At 63.5% G+C, this 17155-nt stretch carries 13 protein-coding genes and 1 pseudogene; 10 read left to right on the forward strand and 4 right to left on the reverse strand.

The window, feature by feature from the left end:
- The first annotated feature begins 72 nt into the window (after nucleotides 1–72).
- From X735_RS158540 to X735_RS158530, 3 genes are all read left to right on the forward strand, one after another.
- Nucleotides 73–1380: a DUF6638 family protein gene (locus X735_RS158540; protein WP_031212740.1), complete on the forward strand. Its 1308-nt coding sequence runs from the start codon at nucleotides 73–75 to the stop codon at nucleotides 1378–1380.
- A gap of 105 nt (nucleotides 1381–1485) precedes the next feature.
- Nucleotides 1486–2610, forward strand: a complete 1125-nt coding sequence (locus X735_RS158535; protein ID WP_013529949.1) for a DUF2333 family protein — start codon at nucleotides 1486–1488, stop codon at nucleotides 2608–2610.
- Nucleotides 2611–2922: 312 nt separating this feature from the next.
- The gene (locus X735_RS158530; RefSeq protein ID WP_023809872.1) at nucleotides 2923–4602 is read left to right on the forward strand and encodes a formate--tetrahydrofolate ligase; all 1680 of its coding nucleotides are present in this window, start codon (nucleotides 2923–2925) and stop codon (nucleotides 4600–4602) included.
- Nucleotides 4603–4667: 65 nt separating this feature from the next.
- Here the strand turns inward: X735_RS158530 and X735_RS158525 are convergent, their stop codons facing one another.
- Nucleotides 4668–5312 carry a cysteine hydrolase family protein gene (locus tag X735_RS158525; RefSeq protein ID WP_023809873.1) on the reverse strand — a complete coding sequence of 215 codons (645 nt, stop codon included), beginning with the start codon at nucleotides 5310–5312 and terminating at the stop codon, nucleotides 4668–4670.
- A gap of 127 nt (nucleotides 5313–5439) precedes the next feature.
- On the opposite strand from X735_RS158525, the gene X735_RS158520 reads away from it, so the two are divergent.
- Nucleotides 5440–6435, forward strand: coding sequence for a helix-turn-helix domain-containing protein (locus X735_RS158520; RefSeq protein ID WP_023809874.1), 996 nt, complete (start codon nucleotides 5440–5442; stop codon nucleotides 6433–6435).
- Between the two features lie 5 nt (nucleotides 6436–6440).
- Here the strand turns inward: X735_RS158520 and X735_RS158515 are convergent, their stop codons facing one another.
- Complete coding sequence (locus tag X735_RS158515) at nucleotides 6441–6998, reverse strand: sugar O-acetyltransferase (protein WP_023809875.1); 558 nt, start codon at nucleotides 6996–6998, stop codon at nucleotides 6441–6443.
- A gap of 142 nt (nucleotides 6999–7140) precedes the next feature.
- Between X735_RS158515 and X735_RS158510 the strand changes: the two genes are divergently transcribed.
- The 4 genes and pseudogenes from X735_RS158510 (at nucleotide 7141) to X735_RS158495 (ending at nucleotide 11432) form a co-directional block, all read left to right on the forward strand.
- A complete protein-coding gene (locus tag X735_RS158510) occupies nucleotides 7141–7602 on the forward strand; it encodes a membrane protein (protein ID WP_023809876.1) in 462 nt (153 codons plus the stop codon).
- Entirely contained in the window at nucleotides 7599–8975 is a 1377-nt protein-coding gene (locus X735_RS158505; RefSeq protein ID WP_023809877.1) for an FAD-containing oxidoreductase, read from the forward strand. Before X735_RS158510 ends, X735_RS158505 begins: the two co-directional genes overlap by 4 nt.
- Nucleotides 8976–9100: 125 nt before the next feature.
- Nucleotides 9101–10289: pseudogene (locus X735_RS158500) on the forward strand (MFS transporter).
- 87 nt (nucleotides 10290–10376) lie between these two features.
- Entirely contained in the window at nucleotides 10377–11432 is a 1056-nt protein-coding gene (locus X735_RS158495; RefSeq protein WP_023809879.1) for a succinylglutamate desuccinylase/aspartoacylase family protein, read from the forward strand.
- 1 nt (nucleotide 11433) lies between these two features.
- On the opposite strand, the gene X735_RS158490 is transcribed toward X735_RS158495, so the two are convergent.
- Nucleotides 11434–12204 (reverse strand): isocitrate lyase/phosphoenolpyruvate mutase family protein, encoded by a 771-nt coding sequence (locus X735_RS158490; RefSeq protein ID WP_023809880.1) that lies wholly within the window; start codon nucleotides 12202–12204, stop codon nucleotides 11434–11436.
- Between the two features lie 318 nt (nucleotides 12205–12522).
- Between X735_RS158490 and X735_RS158485 the strand changes: the two genes are divergently transcribed.
- A complete protein-coding gene (locus X735_RS158485) occupies nucleotides 12523–14712 on the forward strand; it encodes an anthranilate synthase (protein ID WP_023809881.1) in 2190 nt (729 codons plus the stop codon).
- A gap of 5 nt (nucleotides 14713–14717) precedes the next feature.
- The gene (locus X735_RS158480; protein ID WP_023809882.1) at nucleotides 14718–15665 is read left to right on the forward strand and encodes a cation diffusion facilitator family transporter; all 948 of its coding nucleotides are present in this window, start codon (nucleotides 14718–14720) and stop codon (nucleotides 15663–15665) included.
- Between the two features lie 377 nt (nucleotides 15666–16042).
- Here the strand turns inward: X735_RS158480 and X735_RS158475 are convergent, their stop codons facing one another.
- A complete protein-coding gene (locus X735_RS158475; RefSeq protein WP_023809883.1) occupies nucleotides 16043–17146 on the reverse strand; it encodes a hypothetical protein in 1104 nt (367 codons plus the stop codon).
- Nucleotides 17147–17155: the final 9 nt, after the last annotated feature.

The following is a 17155-nucleotide window of genomic DNA, read 5'->3' on the forward strand; positions in this document are numbered from 1 at the left end:
CTCCCCCCTTGAGGGGGAGATTGCCGGCAGGCCAGAGGGGGGTGCTGGCACGCTCCTCGGGAGCGATGAACCTTGACCACAAAACCCGCCAAACCCGATCTCCTGCGCGACAACGAGCTGATCTATGGCCGGCTGCTGACGGTCGACGAGCCGCATTTGATCCAGCGCTACAACAAGGCGCTCGCCGCATTCGGCTTGAAGCCGACCAAACTAAAGAGCTTGCAGATCGACCGCACCGGCTTCTCGCCTGAAGTGGCCGAGGAATGCGATGATTATGACTATCTCGATCCCAACGAGGTCAACCGCCGCTTCATCATCCTGACGCCGTCGCAGATCGACCTGCCGGTGGTGCACACCGCCTTCTCCAACACCTCGCAACTGATGTTCGAGTTCATGTCCAGGAACCGGCGCGCCATCGATGCGCTGACGATCAAGGACGTCATCTACGGCGAGATCGAGGATTCCATTCCGAAGGTCAACGACATCGAGGATTTGCTGTCGATCAGCCAGGTCGAATTCAAGGTGCTGTCGGCCGAGGATGTGCTGGGCAAGGCCGCCGAACTCGGCAAGCTCGTGGACCGGCTGAAGCAGGAGCCCGATGCCTGGCGCGACAGCGCCATGCTGAACCGGATGGTGGAGCTTGCCAAGATCTGCGGCGACATCCGCGAGAACGCGCTGGTGCCCGACCAGGTGATCTTCCGCCACAATGCCTACTGGACCAGTCACTTCGGCGGTCTCTACGTGTTCGTCGACCCTGATATAACGACGGTGATCAGCGATCCGGCCGCCCCCGGTTTCCGCCGCTCGCGGCCGTGGCAGGTCAGCTATCTCTCGATCAACGACGCCGACAAGGTGTTCAAGTTCCTCGCCACCACCGGCCGCATCGAGCTGCCGCGTGCCTCCTGGGTGGAGACCTCGGGCTATCTCGAGCACCGCGCCGAGATGGTGGTGCGCGCGCTGATCCGCGATGCCGAGCCGAACCGCAATTTGACCGATGTCGACAAGGTCTGGCTGCAGACCTGGATCCAGAGCCATGCCGACCTGATCACCAGAGACGGCAATTTTCCGTTCCTCAACGCCGCCAAGCGCGAGATCGCCCAACTCGGCCACCTCAAGATCGAGGATGTCTTCCCGCAGCAACGTTTCCTTGTCATCCGCGCCAAGCCTGACCACCCCGACGCCTGGCTGACCAACCGGCTGATCTCGGATTTCGTACCGTCGGACTTCGTTTCGCGCTACATCTTCAACAAGGACGGCTTTTATGAGGACTATGGCGGCTTCAGCGACGCGTGGCGATCGCATGTTGTGGACGTTCTCAAAACCACATATTTGAAGGACAAGGTGGCGTTTCGCACACGCCTCTACGGCCTGACTGACTAGAACGAAATGAATCGTTATGTCGTTCTAACTTCTTGTTTTGGCGCATGATGTTATCCAAAAAGCCTGCAACTTTTTGGCGTCATGCTTTGAGGGGGTGACACAGCCATGCTCGATCCGATCGTGAATTTCTTCACCCGCATTTTCCAGTGGATTGGCCGCGGCATCGGCCTGTTGATCGGCGTCATCCTGTGGCCGTTCCTGTGGGCCGGGCGCTGGTACACGCAGCGCGGCTGGATCCTCAAGGCGGCGGTCGGCCTCGCCCTGCTGGTGCTGATCGGCCTCTACGCCAATTTCTTCTACGCCACCCAATGGTGGAACAATTTCAACCCGAACTATCCCGACACCTACACGTTCGAGAAGCGCAATGTCTCCGCCGGCGAACAGGTCTCCGCCGGCGCCGGCACCGACACCGCCAAGACCTGCGGCAACTCCGGCATTGCCCAGATCGCCGCCGACCTGACCGACTTCAACGTCAACCAGAATGCCTGGATCTCGTCGATGATCCTCTACAAGCTTGGCCTGTTCGGCATCGACTGGGACAACACGCCGTGGATGGACAACAAGGCCTCCTTCCAGCGCGGCATCAACCAGGCGGTGCGGCGCACCGCGACCGAACTCGCTGACAATCTCGGCCGCGTCCGCACCACCTCGCAGATCGACAGCGATCTGCAGAATGCCCGCGGCAACCTGCAGTTCGACGAGGAGACCTGGTATTTCGGCCTGAACCCGTTCGGCCCCAAGACGCCGACACCGAGCTACTATCGCGACGCTGTGCGCATGCTGCGTTCCTTCAACGCTCGCCTTGCTACCTGCCAGGCGACATTCGACGCCCGCGCCGACAATCTGAAACAGTATATCGACCGCATCTCGTCCGACATCGGCTCGACCTCGGCGATCCTCAAGGAACGCGCCGAGAACCACAACAATGGCTGGTTCGACTTCCGCGCCGACGACCGCTACTGGTTCGCCTATGGCCAGCTCTATGGCTATTACGGCCTGATGAAGGGCGCCCAGGCCGACTTCGAGGACGTCATCAAGGAAAAGCATCTGCAGAACCTGTGGGACACAATGGACTCGCAGTTCGTTTCGGCGCTGAAGATCCAGCCTTTCATCATCGCCAATGGCCGCGAGGATGGCTGGCTGTTGCCGACGCATCTGACGACGATGGGCTTCTATGTGCTCAGGGTGCGCTCCAACATGGTCGAAATCAGCAACGTTCTGACGCAGTAGCGCTGTTCCATTAGGGACCAGGCGATGGCGAATTTGCGCCGTCGCCTCTGTCGCATTCCGTGCATTGTGCGGCTGTTTTGAGACGGCGGCGCGGCGTGTCCTCTGGCTTCTATACGGCGCGGCAACGGAGCCAGGAAGAACCGATGACAGGTCGGCCGGTCCGCAGAGGAATTTTCTCTATAGGAAACATAGTTGCATGAAAGTTGACGCCGCGGCAGCGACAGGGTTAGAACATGCCCGCGCCCGGGTCCAACCTGCCTGCGAGTAAGATCAACCCGTCCCCTCCATCGTCCAATCCAGAGGAAAGCCGTCATGGCCGAAGTGAAGTCCGACATCGAGATCGCGCGCGGCGCCAGGAAAAAGCAGATCCAGGAGATCGGCCAGAAGATCGGTATCCCGACCGAACATTTGCTGCCCTATGGCCACGACAAGGCCAAGATCTCAGCTGAATTCATCAAATCGGTGAAGGGCAACAAGGACGGTAAGCTGATCCTCGTCACCGCCATCAACCCGACGCCGGCCGGCGAAGGCAAGACCACGACCACGGTCGGTCTCGGCGACGGCCTGAACCGCATCGGCAAGAAGGCGATCATCTGCATCCGCGAGGCCTCGCTGGGCCCGAACTTCGGCGTCAAGGGCGGTGCCGCCGGCGGCGGCTATGCGCAAGTCGTGCCGATGGAGGACATGAACCTCCACTTCACCGGCGACTTCCATGCCATCACCACGGCGCACAACCTGCTTTCGGCGCTGATCGACAACCACATCTACTGGGGCAATGAGCTCGGCATCGACACCCGCCGCGTCGTCTGGCGCCGCGTCATGGACATGAACGACCGCGCGCTGCGCGAAATCATCTGCTCGCTCGGCGGCGTCGCCAACGGATTCCCGCGCGAGGGCGGTTTCGATATCACCGTCGCCTCGGAAGTCATGGCCATCCTGTGCCTGTCGACCGACCTGAAGGACCTCGAAAAGCGCCTCGGCGACATCATCGTCGCCTATCGCCGCGACAAGTCGCCGGTCTATGCCCGCGACCTCAAGGCCGACGGCGCCATGGCCGTGCTGTTGAAGGACGCCATGCAGCCGAACCTGGTGCAGACGCTGGAGAACAACCCGGCCTTCGTGCATGGCGGCCCGTTCGCCAACATCGCGCATGGCTGCAACTCGGTCGTCGCCACCACGACGGCGCTCAAGCTCGCCGACTACGTCGTCACCGAAGCCGGCTTCGGCGCTGACCTCGGTGCTGAAAAGTTCTTCGACATCAAGTGCCGCAAGGCGGGCCTCAAGCCGGCGGCGGCCGTCATTGTCGCCACCGTGCGCGCCATGAAAATGAATGGCGGCGTCAAGAAGGAAGACCTCGGCAAGGAAAACGTCGAAGCGGTGAAGAAGGGCTGCGCCAATCTCGGCCGCCACATCGAGAACATCCGCCAGTTCGGCGTGCCGGCGGTGGTTGCCATCAACCACTTCTACTCCGACACCGACGCCGAGATCCAGGCGATGAAGGACTATGTCGCATCGATGGGCGAAGAGGCGATCCTGTGCAAGCACTGGGCGCACGGCTCGGCCGGCATCGAGGATCTCGCCAACAAGGTGGTGGCACTGGCCGAATCCGGTGCTTCGCAGTTCGCGCCGCTCTATCCCGATGCCATGCCGCTGTTCGAGAAGATCAACACCATCGTCCAGCGCATCTATCGCGGCTCGGAAGCGATCGCCGACAAGTCGGTGCGCGACCAGCTCAAGGCCTGGGAAGACGCCGGCTACGGCCACTTGCCGGTGTGCATGGCCAAGACGCAGTACTCGTTCTCGACCGACCCGAACCTGCGCGGCGCGCCGACCGGCCACACGGTGCCGGTGCGCGAGGTCAGGCTGTCGGCCGGTGCCGGCTTCGTCGTCATCATCTGCGGCGAGGTCATGACCATGCCCGGCCTGCCCAAGGCGCCGTCCTCGGAAAAGATCTTCCTCAACGAGATGGGCCAGATCGAAGGCCTGTTCTAAAATCCTTCAGTTCAAACCGCAAAGGGCGCCGCAGCGATGCGGCGCCCTTCTGTTTTCGGATAACCCTAAGCAGCGCTGCGCGACAGCGCCCGCTGGTTGGAGCCGAAGATCGTGTCGCGTTCCGGCAACGCGCCGGTTTTCAGGCACTCGACCCATTCGGCGGTCTTGAGCACCGCCGCGAAGCGCGACTGCAGGATGATCGTGACCACGCGGTGGATCTCCTCGGCCGAGGCGTAGCCGGCGCTGTTGGCGTAAGGCACCGAGCCGGTCGCATCCGACAGGAACTCGACGGCAAAGCCCATATGCACGGCGTGGATGATGGTCGACAGGTCGCAATTATGCGTCATGTAGCCGACCACAGTGATCGTGTCGATGGCATTGGCGCGCAGCCAGTCCTCGAGATCGGTGCCGGTGAAGGCGGAGGGCAGGTTCTTTTCGACATAATGGTCGCGCTCGCGCCTGGCGATCTCGGGATGCAGTTCCCCGCCGTGGCTGCCCCTAGCGAAGATCGGCGATGTCTCCGGCGCCATCTGCTTGACGACCACCACCTTGATGCCGGCAGCAGTCGCTGCATCCATCGCCCGCGCCACATTGACGACGCTGTCGCGGAACGGCGGATGCTGGATGGCGAGATTGCCGCCGTCATAGTCGTTCTGCACATCGACGACGATCAGCGCCCGGCGTGGCGTGGTGTTGGCTGGGTCAGACATGGTGTTTTCCTTTCCGGCTTGAATGCGATGGGCCGAAAATAGACGGGTCGCCGGCCTGCTAAAAGTGGCCCGATTGACATCATTCGAAAGAATTGGGACAATCCGCTTTCAACTACCGGAAGCACCCATGACCGACCCGATCATTGCCGTCCTCGCCTTCGACGACATCAGCCCGTTCCATCTTTCGGTGCCGTGCCTGGTCTTCGGCGAGGACAGGACGGCGCTTGGCCTGCCGCGCTTCGACTTCCGCATCTGCGCGGTCAAGGCCGGTCCGATCCACACAGAAGCCGGACTGACAATTGCCGCGCCGCATGGGCTCGAAGGGCTCGACGGCGCCGACATCGTCATCGTCCCAAGCTGGCATCATCTCGGCGAGCCGGCACCGCCGCTGCTGATGGAGGCGCTGCGCCGGGCGCACCGACGCGGCGCCCTGATCGTCGGCCTGTGCCTCGGAACCTTCGCCATTGCCGCTGCCGGACTGCTTTCGGGCCGTCGTGCCGCGACGCACTGGGCCTATTCCGAACAATTGCAGACACTCCATCCCGACGTCGCCGTCGATGCCTCGGTGCTCTATGTCGACAATGGCGACATCGTGACTTCGGCCGGCGTCGCCGCCGGTCTGGACTGCTGTCTTCACATCGTGCGCGCCCGCTACGGCGCGGAAGCCGCACTGCGGCTCGCACGCCAGATCGTCCTTTCTCCGCATCGGCAGGGCGGGCAGGCGCAATTCATCGAGCATCCGGTGGCAAGAAGCGCGGACGCCGACCGGTTCACCCAAGCCCTCGACGCGGTTCGCGCGGCGCTCGGAGAGACGCATAGCCTGGATAGCGTCGCCGAGGCCGCCGGCCTGACCCGGCGCACCTTTACCCGCCGCTTCCAAAAATCGATCGGCACCAGTTTCGGCGATTGGCTGACCAGCCAGCGGATAGAACTGGCTCAACGGTTGCTGGAGGCGACAGAGAAATCGACGGACATGGTGGCGTTCGAAGCCGGCTTCGGCAGCGCCACCTCGCTGCGCCAGCATTTCGCCGCAAGGCTCAGGACATCGCCGGCGCAATATCGGCGCGAATTCTCCAGGCGAGCCGGTCAGGACGAGCGCATGGCGTACGTCCTGTCGTCCTGATCTGTTCAGTCCCGCTTGACCTGATGTGCCGGATTGCCGACCACCGTGGTGTTCGCAGCCACGTCGCGTGTCACCACCGCGCCGGCGCCGACGATGGCACCTTCACCGATGCTGACGCCGCCAAGGATGACGGCTGAGCCGCCGATCCACGCATTGGCGCCGATCTCGACCGGCTTGGCGATCTCCAGTCCAGCTTGCCGCCCAGCGGGCTCCCTATGGTGCTCGGCGCAGTAGATCTGCACATTGGGACCGAGCAGCGTTCCCTTGCCGATGCGCACACTCGCTGTGTCGAGGATGGTGCAGCCGGCATTAAGGAAGACGCCGTCGCCGAGAAAGATGTTGAAACCATAGGCGCAGTGAAACGGTGCCTCGATGCGGGCGCCCTCGCCGGCGTTGCCGAGCAAAGCTCTCAAGCCCGGCCCGAGATTGCCGCGCTGCCGCGGCGGCAGGCAATTGTGCTCGAACACCGCGTCACGCGCGACAACACGCAAGGACTCCAGTTCATCATCGAGGCAGGTGTACCATTCGCCGGCCGCCATCTTCACGCGCTCGCTTTCGACCATGACGCGTCTCCAGTTCACGTCCTTGCAAAGCACAAGTGCGGCCAACAGAAAAGCGCCGATGCAAGTACTGGTCAAATATTGGACCTATGGTAGCCTGCCGTCTCAAAGGCCGTCCTGGCCCGGTGATCGAGGGGGATCGACCATGCTCTACATTCTCGCACTGCTGATCGGCGTCATTGCCGGTCTTCGCGCCATGACGGCGCCGGCTGCCGTTGCCTGGGGTGCTTATCTCGGCTGGCTGCCGGTTGCCGGCACCTGGGCGAGCTTCATGAGTCACTGGGCGGCTGTCGGCATCTTCACCATCCTGGCCATCGTCGAACTGGTCACCGACCAGTTGCCGTCGACGCCGAGCCGTAAAGTGCCGCAGCAATTCGGCGCCCGCATCGTCATGGGCGCCTTCACCGGCGCGGTGATCGGAGCGACAGGCGGCGCCACCATCGGCGGCCTGATCGCGGGCGCCATCGGCGCTGTCATCGGCACGCTGGGCGGCGCTGAAGCTCGCGGCCGGCTCGCAGCCGCCTTCGGCAAGGATCCGCCCGCCGCCTTCATCGAGGACGCGGTGGCGATCATCGGCGGTCTGCTGATCGTGGCTGCGGTGGCATGACGACGAAAACCTTCGACGCCATCATCATCGGTGCCGGACAGGCTGGCCCTCCGCTGGCCGGCCGGCTGACGGCCGCCGGCAGGAGCGTGGCGCTGATCGAGCGCAAGCTGGTCGGCGGCACTTGCGTCAACACCGGCTGCATGCCGACCAAGACCATGGTCGCCAGCGCCTATGCCGCGCATCTGGCGCGCCGCGCCGCCGACTACGGCGTGACGCTCAGTGGCCCCGTCGGCGTCGACTATGCCAGGATCAAAGCGCGCAAAGACAAGGTGACGATCGACGCTCGCACCAATCTCGAGACCTGGATTGCCGGCATGGACAAATGCACCCTCTATCGCGGCCATGCGCGTTTCGAATCCGCCAACACGGTGCGCGTCGGCGACGATCTGCTGACCGCCGAAAATATCTTCCTCAACACCGGCGGCCGCGCCTCGGTCCCAGACCTGCCCGGCATCCACGACATCGACTATCTGACCAATTCCTCGATGATGAATCTCGACGTGCTGCCGCGCCATCTCATCGTCGTCGGCGGCAGCTACATCTCGCTCGAATTCGCACAGATGTTCCGCCGCTTCGGTAGCGAAATCACCGTCATCGAGAAGAGCCCCCGCCTGACCGGCCGCGAGGACGAGGATGTCTCCGCCGCCATCCTGTCGATCCTCGAAAACGAAGGCATTACGGTCCATCTCGGCGCCGACGACATCGGCTTTGCCAGACAAGGCCAGGACATTGCCGTGACCTTCTCCGCCGGCAAACCGCCGGCGGTCGGCTCGCACGTGCTGCTGGCTCTGGGGCGGACGCCCAACACCGATGACCTCGGCCTGGAGAGGGCTGGCGTGGAGGTCGACAAGCGCGGCTTCGTCTCTGTAGACGACCAGTTGCGCAGCAGCGTGCCCGGCATCTGGGCGATGGGCGACTGCAACGGCAGGGGCGCCTTCACCCACACCTCCTACAACGACTACGAGATCGTCGCCGCCAACCTGCTGGACAATGATCCGCGCAAGGTCAGTGATCGCATCGAAGCCTATGCGCTCTACATCGACCCACCGCTCGGCCGCTGCGGCATGACCGAGGCTGCGGTGAAGAAATCCGGCCGTCGCGCGCTGGTCGGCCAGCGGCCGATGACCCGCGTCGGCCGCGCTATCGAAAAGGGCGAGACGCAGGGTTTCATGAAGATCCTGGTCGACGCAGACACGAGGGAGATCCTCGGCTGCTCGGTGCTCGGACCCGGCGGCGACGAGGTTATCCATTGCGTGCTCGACCTGATGTACGCCAAGGCGCCCGTCGACACGCTGGCGCGTGCCGTGCATATCCACCCGAATGTCTCGGAACTGTTGCCCACCATTGCTCAGGAACTGAAGCCGCTGGCTTGACAGCCTGTTGGCGACCCATTTCAAAGCTCTTCCTTTTCTGCATCGCTGCAATGCAGCAATGCCGCTTGCGCACGGCGGCGTCCTTCGCGCAGTCTGGATTTGAACCGATTCAGTCTGGACGCCCCATGCCTTTGCCGATCCTTGCGCTTGCCATTAGATCGGAAGAGCACACGTNCCTTCTGCATCGGCACCACCGAATTCGTCATCATGGGCTTGCTGCCCGAGGTCGCCGCCGACCTCGGCGTGTCGATCCCATCTGCGGGCCTGCTGGTCACAGGATATGCGCTGGGCGTCGTCTTCGGCGCCCCGATCGTCGCCATGGCCACCGCGCATTTGCCGCGCAAGCCGGTGCTGGTCGGGCTGGCCGTGCTGTTCGTCATCGGCAATCTGTTTTGCGCCATCTCGCCCAATTACTGGACGCTGATGGCCGCGCGCGTCTTCACCGCTTTCGGCCATGGCGCCTTCTTCGGCATCGGCTCGGTCGTTGCCGCCAGCCTGGTGCAGCGCAACAAACGGGCCAGCGCCATCGCGCTGATGTTCGCCGGGCTGACGCTCTCCAACATCCTGGGTGTTCCCGCCGGAACCGCACTTGGCGAAGCGTTCGGCTGGCGCTCCACCTTCGTTGCCGTGGTCGGTATCGGCCTGATCTCGGTGGCAGCGATCGCCTGGCTGGTGCCGTCCGATGTCGCCCAGCCAAGCGGTGGCGGCCTGCGCGGCGAGCTGCGCGTGCTGGGCAAGCTGCAGGTCTGGCTGGCCATGCTGATCGCGGCGCTGACTTCCGCAAGCCTGTTCACCGTCTTCACCTACATCAAGCCCTACCTCACCGAGGTATCGGGCTTGTCGACCTCCGCAGTCACGTGGGTTCTGCTGCTGTTCGGCGCGGGCATGACCATCGGCAACATTATCGGCGGCAGACTGGCCGACTGGAAACTGATGCCGACGGTGATCGGCACGCTGCTGCTGATGGCCCTGCTTTTCGTTGGCTTCAGGCAATTCGGCGCAATCGCCAGCGTTGCCGTCGGCATCGTCTTCCTGTGGGGCCTGCTCATCTTCGTCGTCGTGCCGCCGCTGCAGATCCGGGTCGTCGAGGCGGCCTCCGAGGGACCGAACCTCGCCGCCACGCTGAACCAGGGCGCCTTCAATGTCGGCAATGCCAGCGGCGCCTGGATCGGCGGCGTGGCCCTTTCCGCCGGTGTTTCCTATGCCAATTTGCCGCTGGTCGGCGCAGCACTCGCTTTGTTGGCAGTGACCGTCGCCGTGCTGTCACAGGCGCTGGACCGGCGCGCGCCGGTCATCCAGCTCCCGGCTGAATAGTCTCTTGCGCCCATAGCGCGGCGGGCTGGACCAATCGACATAGGCGCCTTCAAATCGCATGTCTTCTGGTCCTTGATGGAGGAAGTCATGCAGAAATCGATCGAGCGCATCGCCGGCGAAAGCGAAGGGGTTTCCTACGAATTCCCGCTGTTCCGCTTCACTGGTTCCGACAAGGCTGCTCCTTCGGCCTATCTGCAGGCGGCGCTCCATGCCGGTGAGTTGCCGGGCGTCGTCGCCATCGACGCGCTGATGCCGATGCTTGCCAGGGCGGAGGCCGAAGGCCGCATCAAGGGCAACCTCACCGTCGTGCCCTGGGCCAACCCTGTCGGCCGGGCGCAATATCATTTCGGCGAGCATCAGGGCCGCTTCCATCTCGGCACGCGCACCAATTTCAACCGCGGCTTTCCACTGCTCGCCGCGCCCGACACAGCGCTCTTGCCCGACACCACCCTTGGCAGCGTCGACCAGCGGCTGAAGACGCGGCTGGTGCAGCTCTCGCTAGGCCATGACATCGTGCTCGACCTGCACTGCGATGACGAGGGCCTCGCCTATCTCTACGTCCACACCAGCCTGTGGCCGGCCATGGCCGATTGCGCCGCCGCCATGGGCGTCGACGCGGTCGTGCTGTGGAGCGAGGACACCGACGGCACCTTCGAGGGCGCCTCGATCATGCCCTACCAGAACGTCCCCGCCGATGTGGCCAAGCTCGACCGTCGCGTCGCCACCACCGTCGAATATCGCGGCATCCTCGATGTCGACGGTGCCTTGGCCGACGCCGACGCCGACGGCCTCTACCGGCTGCTGGTGGCGCGCGGCGTGATCGCCGATAGCGCCCTGCCCGCGCCGGGTCCTTTCACCGGCTTCGTGGCGCCATTGGAAAACATCGACATGATGCCGGCGCCACGGGCCGGTGCCGTGCTCTACGACGTGAAACCCGGCGACCGCGTCGCCAAGGGCGCGCGCCTAGCCACCATCGTCCATGCACCGGGCGAAGCCGATGGCCGCACCGAAGTGTTTGCGCCGCAGGATGGCATCATCCTGACCCGCCGCTCGCGCCGCATCATCCGCGCCGGCGAGGATCTGTTGAAGCTGGTCGGCGACAGGAAGAGCGCCGACGCCCGGTCGGGGACGCTGGAGGACTGACTTAACCCGAAATAGCCAGCCGCGCCTTCGCCTCCAGCCATTCGGCCATCTGCCGGTAAGGCACCGGGCCGTGACTGATGCGGGCGACACCCAGTTCCGCTAGCCGCTGGCGCGGCGGCACATGCGCCAGCGCAATGATGTTGACCGGCAACGCAATTGCCTTGCAGAGTGTCTCGATCAGGCCCTCATCGCCAAGGCCCGGCGCAAAGAAGCCGTGCGCGCCAGCTTTTTCGAAGGCCTGTGCGCGCTCTATGGCCTGGTCGAGCAGGGCGTCATCATGCGCATCCGGTTTCGCCTTGAGGAAGATGTCGGTTCGAGCGTTGATGAACGCCGGTATCCCGGAAGCCTTGACGGCCGCCGCCGCGGCTTCGATGCGTTTTACCTGAACAGCGATGTCGTGCAGGCCGCTGCCACCGACAACCTGGTCTTCGAAATTGAACCCAACAGCGCCGGCCCGCAGTGCCGACGTTACCGTGCGAGCAACAATTTCCGGGTCGACGCCGTAACCACCCTCGAGGTCCATGGTCACCGGCAGGTCGACGGCAGTGACGATGCGCTTGATGTTGTCGAGCGCCAGCTCCAGCGGGATTTTCTCGCCATCGGCATAGCCGAAGGCGGCCGCCACCGGCCAGCTTCCGGTGGCGATCGCCTTGGCGCCCGCTTTCTCGACGATCTTGGCCGAACCCGGATCCCAGACGTTGTAGAGAACGATCGGGTTTCCCTTGACGTGGAGGGAATGGAACGTCCGCGCACGCTCGATCTGCTCGGTCATGATTGTTTTCTCGTCTTCCTGCTGTTGATGAACATTCTAAGCGCCATAGCCGGTTCTGGCGATGTACCATGAGGCGCAGAAGCGACAGCCACCGGACAGGCTTTTCAAACCTGTTGCGTATCCTCCCTTTCGCGGCTATGGATTTCGCCATGAACATGCGTTCGATCAAGACCATTTGGTGGTGGGCCTGCTGACAGCGGCCTGTTCGAACACGTGCGCGTGAAAAGAGAGGGTGGCCGCAACGGAAAGTCCGGGCGGCCATTTGTTTTTTCCAAGCCATTCCCGGGTCCGTTGCCCAAGAAGCTGATGGAGACGGCAATGACGATGAAGGTTCTGGAAAACGGCGCGGAAAGTTTCGTGACCGCGGGTGGCATAACCATCACGCGCGCGCGCCACGACCGGCCCTATGCAGGTGCGATTGACGCCTATGTCGACGGCCTGAATTCGCGCCGCGGTGCGGTGTTTTCCTCCAATTATGAATATCCCGGCCGCTACACGCGCTGGGACACCGCCATCATCGATCCGCCGCTGGTCGTCTCGGCGCGCGGCCGTGCCATGCGCATCGAGGCGCTGAACGGCCGTGGCGAGACGCTGTTGCCGGTCATCGGCAAGACGCTGGGCGACCTCGCCGACGTCACCATCGCCGAGACGTCGGAGAAACTGATCCGCCTCGACGTCGCCAAGCCCGGCCGTGTCTTCACTGAAGAGGAGCGCAGCCGCGTGCCTTCGGTATTTACGGTCCTGCGCGCCATCACCGCTCTGTTCAAGACCGAGGAAGACGCCAACCTCGGCCTCTACGGCGCCTTCGGCTACGACCTCGCCTTCCAATTCGACCCGGTCGACTACAAGCTCGAGCGCAAGCCAAGCCAGCGCGATCTGGTGCTTTTCCTGCCCGACGAGATCCTGGTCGTCGACCACTATTCGGCCAAGGCCTGGACCGACCGCTACGACTATGCCGGCGACGGGTTTTCAACCGAAGGGCTGCCGCGCGACGAAATCGCCGAGCCGTTCAAGAGCCCCGACCGCATCCCGCCGCGCGGCGACCATGAACCCGGCGAATACGCCGATCTGGTACGCAAGGCGATGGATTCGTTCAAGCGCGGCGACCTGTTCGAGGTCGTGCCCGGCCAGATGTTCTACGAGCGCTGCGAGACGCAGCCATCCGAGATTTCGCGCAAGCTGAAGGCAATCAACCCCTCGCCCTATTCCTTCTTCATTAATCTGGGTGAAGGCGAATACCTGATCGGCGCCTCGCCCGAAATGTTCGTTCGCGTCAACGGCCGCCGCGTCGAGACCTGCCCGATCTCGGGCACCATCAAGCGCGGCGACGATGCCATTTCGGACTCCGAGCAGATCCTGAAACTGCTCAACTCGAAGAAGGACGAATCCGAGCTGACCATGTGCTCGGACGTCGACCGCAACGACAAATCGCGGGTCTGCGAGCCGGGTTCGGTGCGCGTCATCGGCCGCCGGCAGATCGAGATGTATTCGCGCCTGATCCACACCGTCGACCACATCGAAGGCCGGCTGCGCGAAGGCATGGATGCCTTCGATGCCTTCCTGTCGCATGCCTGGGCGGTCACCGTGACCGGCGCGCCGAAATTGTGGGCCATGCGCTTCATCGAGCAGAACGAGAAAAGCCCGCGCGCCTGGTATGGCGGCGCGATCGGCATGGTCAATTTCAACGGCGACATGAACACCGGCCTCACCCTGCGCACCATCCGTATCAAGGACGGCATTGCCGAAGTGCGCGCCGGCGCCACATTGCTGTTCGACAGCATTCCCGAGGAAGAAGAAGCCGAAACCGAACTGAAGGCATCCGCCATGCTCTCCGCCATTCGCGACGCCAAGACAGCCAATTCCGCCAGCACCGAGCGAACCACCGCGCGCGTCGGCGACGGCGTCAACATCCTGCTCGTCGACCACGAGGACTCGTTCGTTCACACGCTGGCCAATTACTTCCGCCAGACCGGCGCCAATGTCTCGACCGTCCGCTCGCCGGTGCCGGAGGAAGTCTTCGACCGGCTGAAGCCCGACCTCGTCGTGCTGTCGCCCGGCCCCGGCACGCCGAAAGATTTCGACTGCGCCGCCACCATCAAGAAGGCGCGCGCCCGCGAACTGCCGATCTTCGGCGTCTGCCTTGGCCTGCAGGCATTGGCCGAGGCCTATGGCGGCGAACTGCGGCAGCTGCACATACCGATGCACGGCAAGCCGTCGCGCATCCGGGTTTCCAAGCCCGGCATCATCTTCTCGGGCCTGCCCAAGGAAGTGACCGTCGGCCGCTACCACTCGATCTTTGCCGATCCGGTGCGCCTGCCCGACGATTTCATCGTCACGGCCGAGACCGAGGACGGCATCATCATGGCCTTCGAACACCGCAAGGAGCCGATCGCCGCGGTACAGTTCCACCCGGAATCGATCATGACGCTCGGCCACAATGCCGGCATGCGCATCATCGAGAACATCGTCGCCCACCTGCCCCGCAAGGCCAAGGAAAAGGCCGCCTGACGATCATGGCCGAAGCCGAGAACACGATGGCGATCGCGGCCAAGGCGGCCGCGAAGCGCAAAATCGCCAATCTCGCCTTCTGGTCGATTATCGTCGCTTTTGTCGTGCTCGCGCTGAAGGCTGCCGCCTGGTACGTCACCGGCTCCGTGGCGCTCTACTCGGACGCCTTGGAATCGATCGTCAACGTCATCGCCTCGGTTGCAGCCTTCTGGGCGATCCAGGTCAGCCACAAGCCGGCCGACCAGGACCACCCTTTCGGCCATCACAAGGCCGAGTATTTCTCGGCGGTGCTGGAAGGCGTGCTGATCGTGCTCGCCGCCCTTTTGATCCTCAACGAGGTCTGGCGCCACTGGCAGACCCCGGCACCGCTCGAACAGCCCTGGGAAGGTCTTGCCGTCAACGGCGTCGCTACAGTCATCAACGCCTTCTGGGCCTGGACGTTGATCCGCGCCGGCAGGGCGGAGAAGTCACCGGCGCTGGTTGCCGACGGCAACCACATCATGACCGACGTGGTCACCTCGATCGGCGTCTTCGGCGGCCTGGTCGGAGCGATCCTGACCGGCTGGCAGATCCTCGACCCGGCGCTTGCCGTCCTCGTGGCGCTGAACATCCTGTGGCAGGGCTGGCACGTCATCGGTTCGTCGATGAACGGCCTGATGGACCGCGCCGTCGACACCCAGGAACACATGCGCATCCGCGACGTCATCTCGGCCAATTGCAAGGGCGCGCTCGAGGTTCACGACCTCAAGACGCGCATCGCCGGCCGCGCCACCTTCATCGAGTTTCATCTGGTCGTCGATGCCGACATGTCGGTCGGCGCCAGCCATGTCATCTGCGACCGCATAGAGGACGCGCTGAAGGCCGAAATCCCTTCGGTGCGCGTCACCATCCATGTCGAGCCCGATGACGAGGCCAAGCTGCCCAAGGGCACGACGGCCGTGCCGTTTGCGTGAGGCGGTCTCCCGTCACGACCTTGGAAAATTAGCCGAAGCCTCTCGACTTCGTCATCCACGGGCGGAGCAGGAGCGAAGCTCCGTCGCGGAGACCCGAGGATGACGAAGCGACAAGCGTACCGCGAAAACTTCTGCGCCGAGGAGACTCGTCGCTACCGGCCTTCTAAGACCGCCTCGACAAAATCATCGTCAAGCGGCCCGATTACACGGTCGAGCCAGCCCCAATCCTGCGCAAGCGGTTCGAGGACGACCGCTCGGCCCTCGCGACGGATTGAAACCTCGCCGGTTTCGAACCGGTATTCTTCGGCAAGCGTACCGCTTGCGATCGGCCATACCAAAAGACCTTTGCCTTATCCATTCGCCCCCTCCAGAGATGCTCACGGCGAGCAGGCCGATTGCGGCATCGGCTGCAGCCGATAGACCTTGTCGTCGGATTTCGTCTTGCCGTCGGCGGCCTTCGAACACAGGTCGACGATCGCGAGTGCACTGTTGGGATTTGCCAGCATCATCGTGCCATTGGCACCACGCTTGAGGAAAATCTCCTTCTGCGCGATGTCGCAGGAGAAATCGTTCATCTTCGAACTGGCCGCGCAGCGCCACTGGTCGGCTTCGCCCTGGCAGGAATAAGTCTGCGTAACCTCAGCCGATTTCTGCCATGTGGTGACGGTAACGGCAATATCGGCGCCGTCTGGCCAGTTGGCGGCGTCACCACCCGAGGCGAAGGACGCCAGCTCTACCTTGCCGCGGAAAACCCGGATCGACTTGGTAAGTTGATCGGGGTGCGAACCGAGATGGGCAGCATCATAGTCGCGCCCATAGCAGAAGGCCTGGGCCGGCTTCAGCCGCTCGCGCAGCGGTGGGCCTAGCGCCGGGTCGACCGGATCGATGCGCGCGAACTCCGCCTTGCAGGTCGCCGCTGGGATCGGGTCGAGGCGAAAATTGTCGTCATCCTTGCCGAGCGCCTGCCTGTGATATTCCGCTGCGCCAAGCTCCTCTTCCGATCCGGCATCGAGATAGATGTCGGGCTGCAGATCCGAGAGGAACAGCCGGCCCTTGTCGTCGACCTTCAGCGACGCAAGCGTCCGGTCGCATTCCATGCCGCAATGGACCGGGCCTGTCTTGCCGCCCTCGGATGCGTGATTGCACCAGCCGCCGGCCCATTCAGGCGCCTTGGCGCCGCGCACGGTGGTGGCGATGAAAGCATTGTAGGACGTGTCGGAATTCGCGGCCGGTTCCTCGTTCGGCCGGCTGACTGGATCATGGCCGTAGTAGAAGAAGATCCGGGCCACCTTCTGCTTCGGGTGCGCCTTGAGATGCCCCGCATCATAGACGCGGCCGAAACAGGCATCAGCGCCGTTCGGACTGAGTTCGGTGAGCTTCAGCGCATCGTCGGCGGAGGCCGGTCCGGCAAGCAAGCCAAGCAGCGCCGCGCCAAACCCGGCGCCAGCGACTGTCTTCCATTCCCCTGCCCTGAACGCCATGTGATCTCT

It is taken from the genome of Mesorhizobium sp. L2C084A000 (assembly GCF_000502875.1).
GTDB lineage: Bacteria > Pseudomonadota > Alphaproteobacteria > Rhizobiales > Rhizobiaceae > Mesorhizobium.

Excerpts from the sequence above, each read along its gene's own strand:
- X735_RS158535 (WP_013529949.1), top strand. The coding sequence starts at position 1,486 with ATGCTCGATCCGATCGTGAATTTCTTCACCCGCATTTTCCAGTGGATT.
- X735_RS158530 (WP_023809872.1), top strand. The coding sequence starts at position 2,923 with ATGGCCGAAGTGAAGTCCGACATCGAGATCGCGCGCGGCGCCAGGAAA.
- X735_RS158525 (WP_023809873.1), bottom strand. The coding sequence starts at position 5,312 with ATGTCTGACCCAGCCAACACCACGCCACGCCGGGCGCTGATCGTCGTC.
- X735_RS158520 (WP_023809874.1), top strand. The coding sequence starts at position 5,440 with ATGACCGACCCGATCATTGCCGTCCTCGCCTTCGACGACATCAGCCCG.
- X735_RS158515 (WP_023809875.1), bottom strand. The coding sequence starts at position 6,998 with ATGGTCGAAAGCGAGCGCGTGAAGATGGCGGCCGGCGAATGGTACACC.
- X735_RS158510 (WP_023809876.1), top strand. The coding sequence starts at position 7,141 with ATGCTCTACATTCTCGCACTGCTGATCGGCGTCATTGCCGGTCTTCGC.
- X735_RS158505 (WP_023809877.1), top strand. The coding sequence starts at position 7,599 with ATGACGACGAAAACCTTCGACGCCATCATCATCGGTGCCGGACAGGCT.
- X735_RS158495 (WP_023809879.1), top strand. The coding sequence starts at position 10,377 with ATGCAGAAATCGATCGAGCGCATCGCCGGCGAAAGCGAAGGGGTTTCC.
- X735_RS158490 (WP_023809880.1), bottom strand. The coding sequence starts at position 12,204 with ATGACCGAGCAGATCGAGCGTGCGCGGACGTTCCATTCCCTCCACGTC.
- X735_RS158485 (WP_023809881.1), top strand. The coding sequence starts at position 12,523 with ATGACGATGAAGGTTCTGGAAAACGGCGCGGAAAGTTTCGTGACCGCG.
- X735_RS158480 (WP_023809882.1), top strand. The coding sequence starts at position 14,718 with ATGGCCGAAGCCGAGAACACGATGGCGATCGCGGCCAAGGCGGCCGCG.
- X735_RS158475 (WP_023809883.1), bottom strand. The coding sequence starts at position 17,146 with ATGGCGTTCAGGGCAGGGGAATGGAAGACAGTCGCTGGCGCCGGGTTT.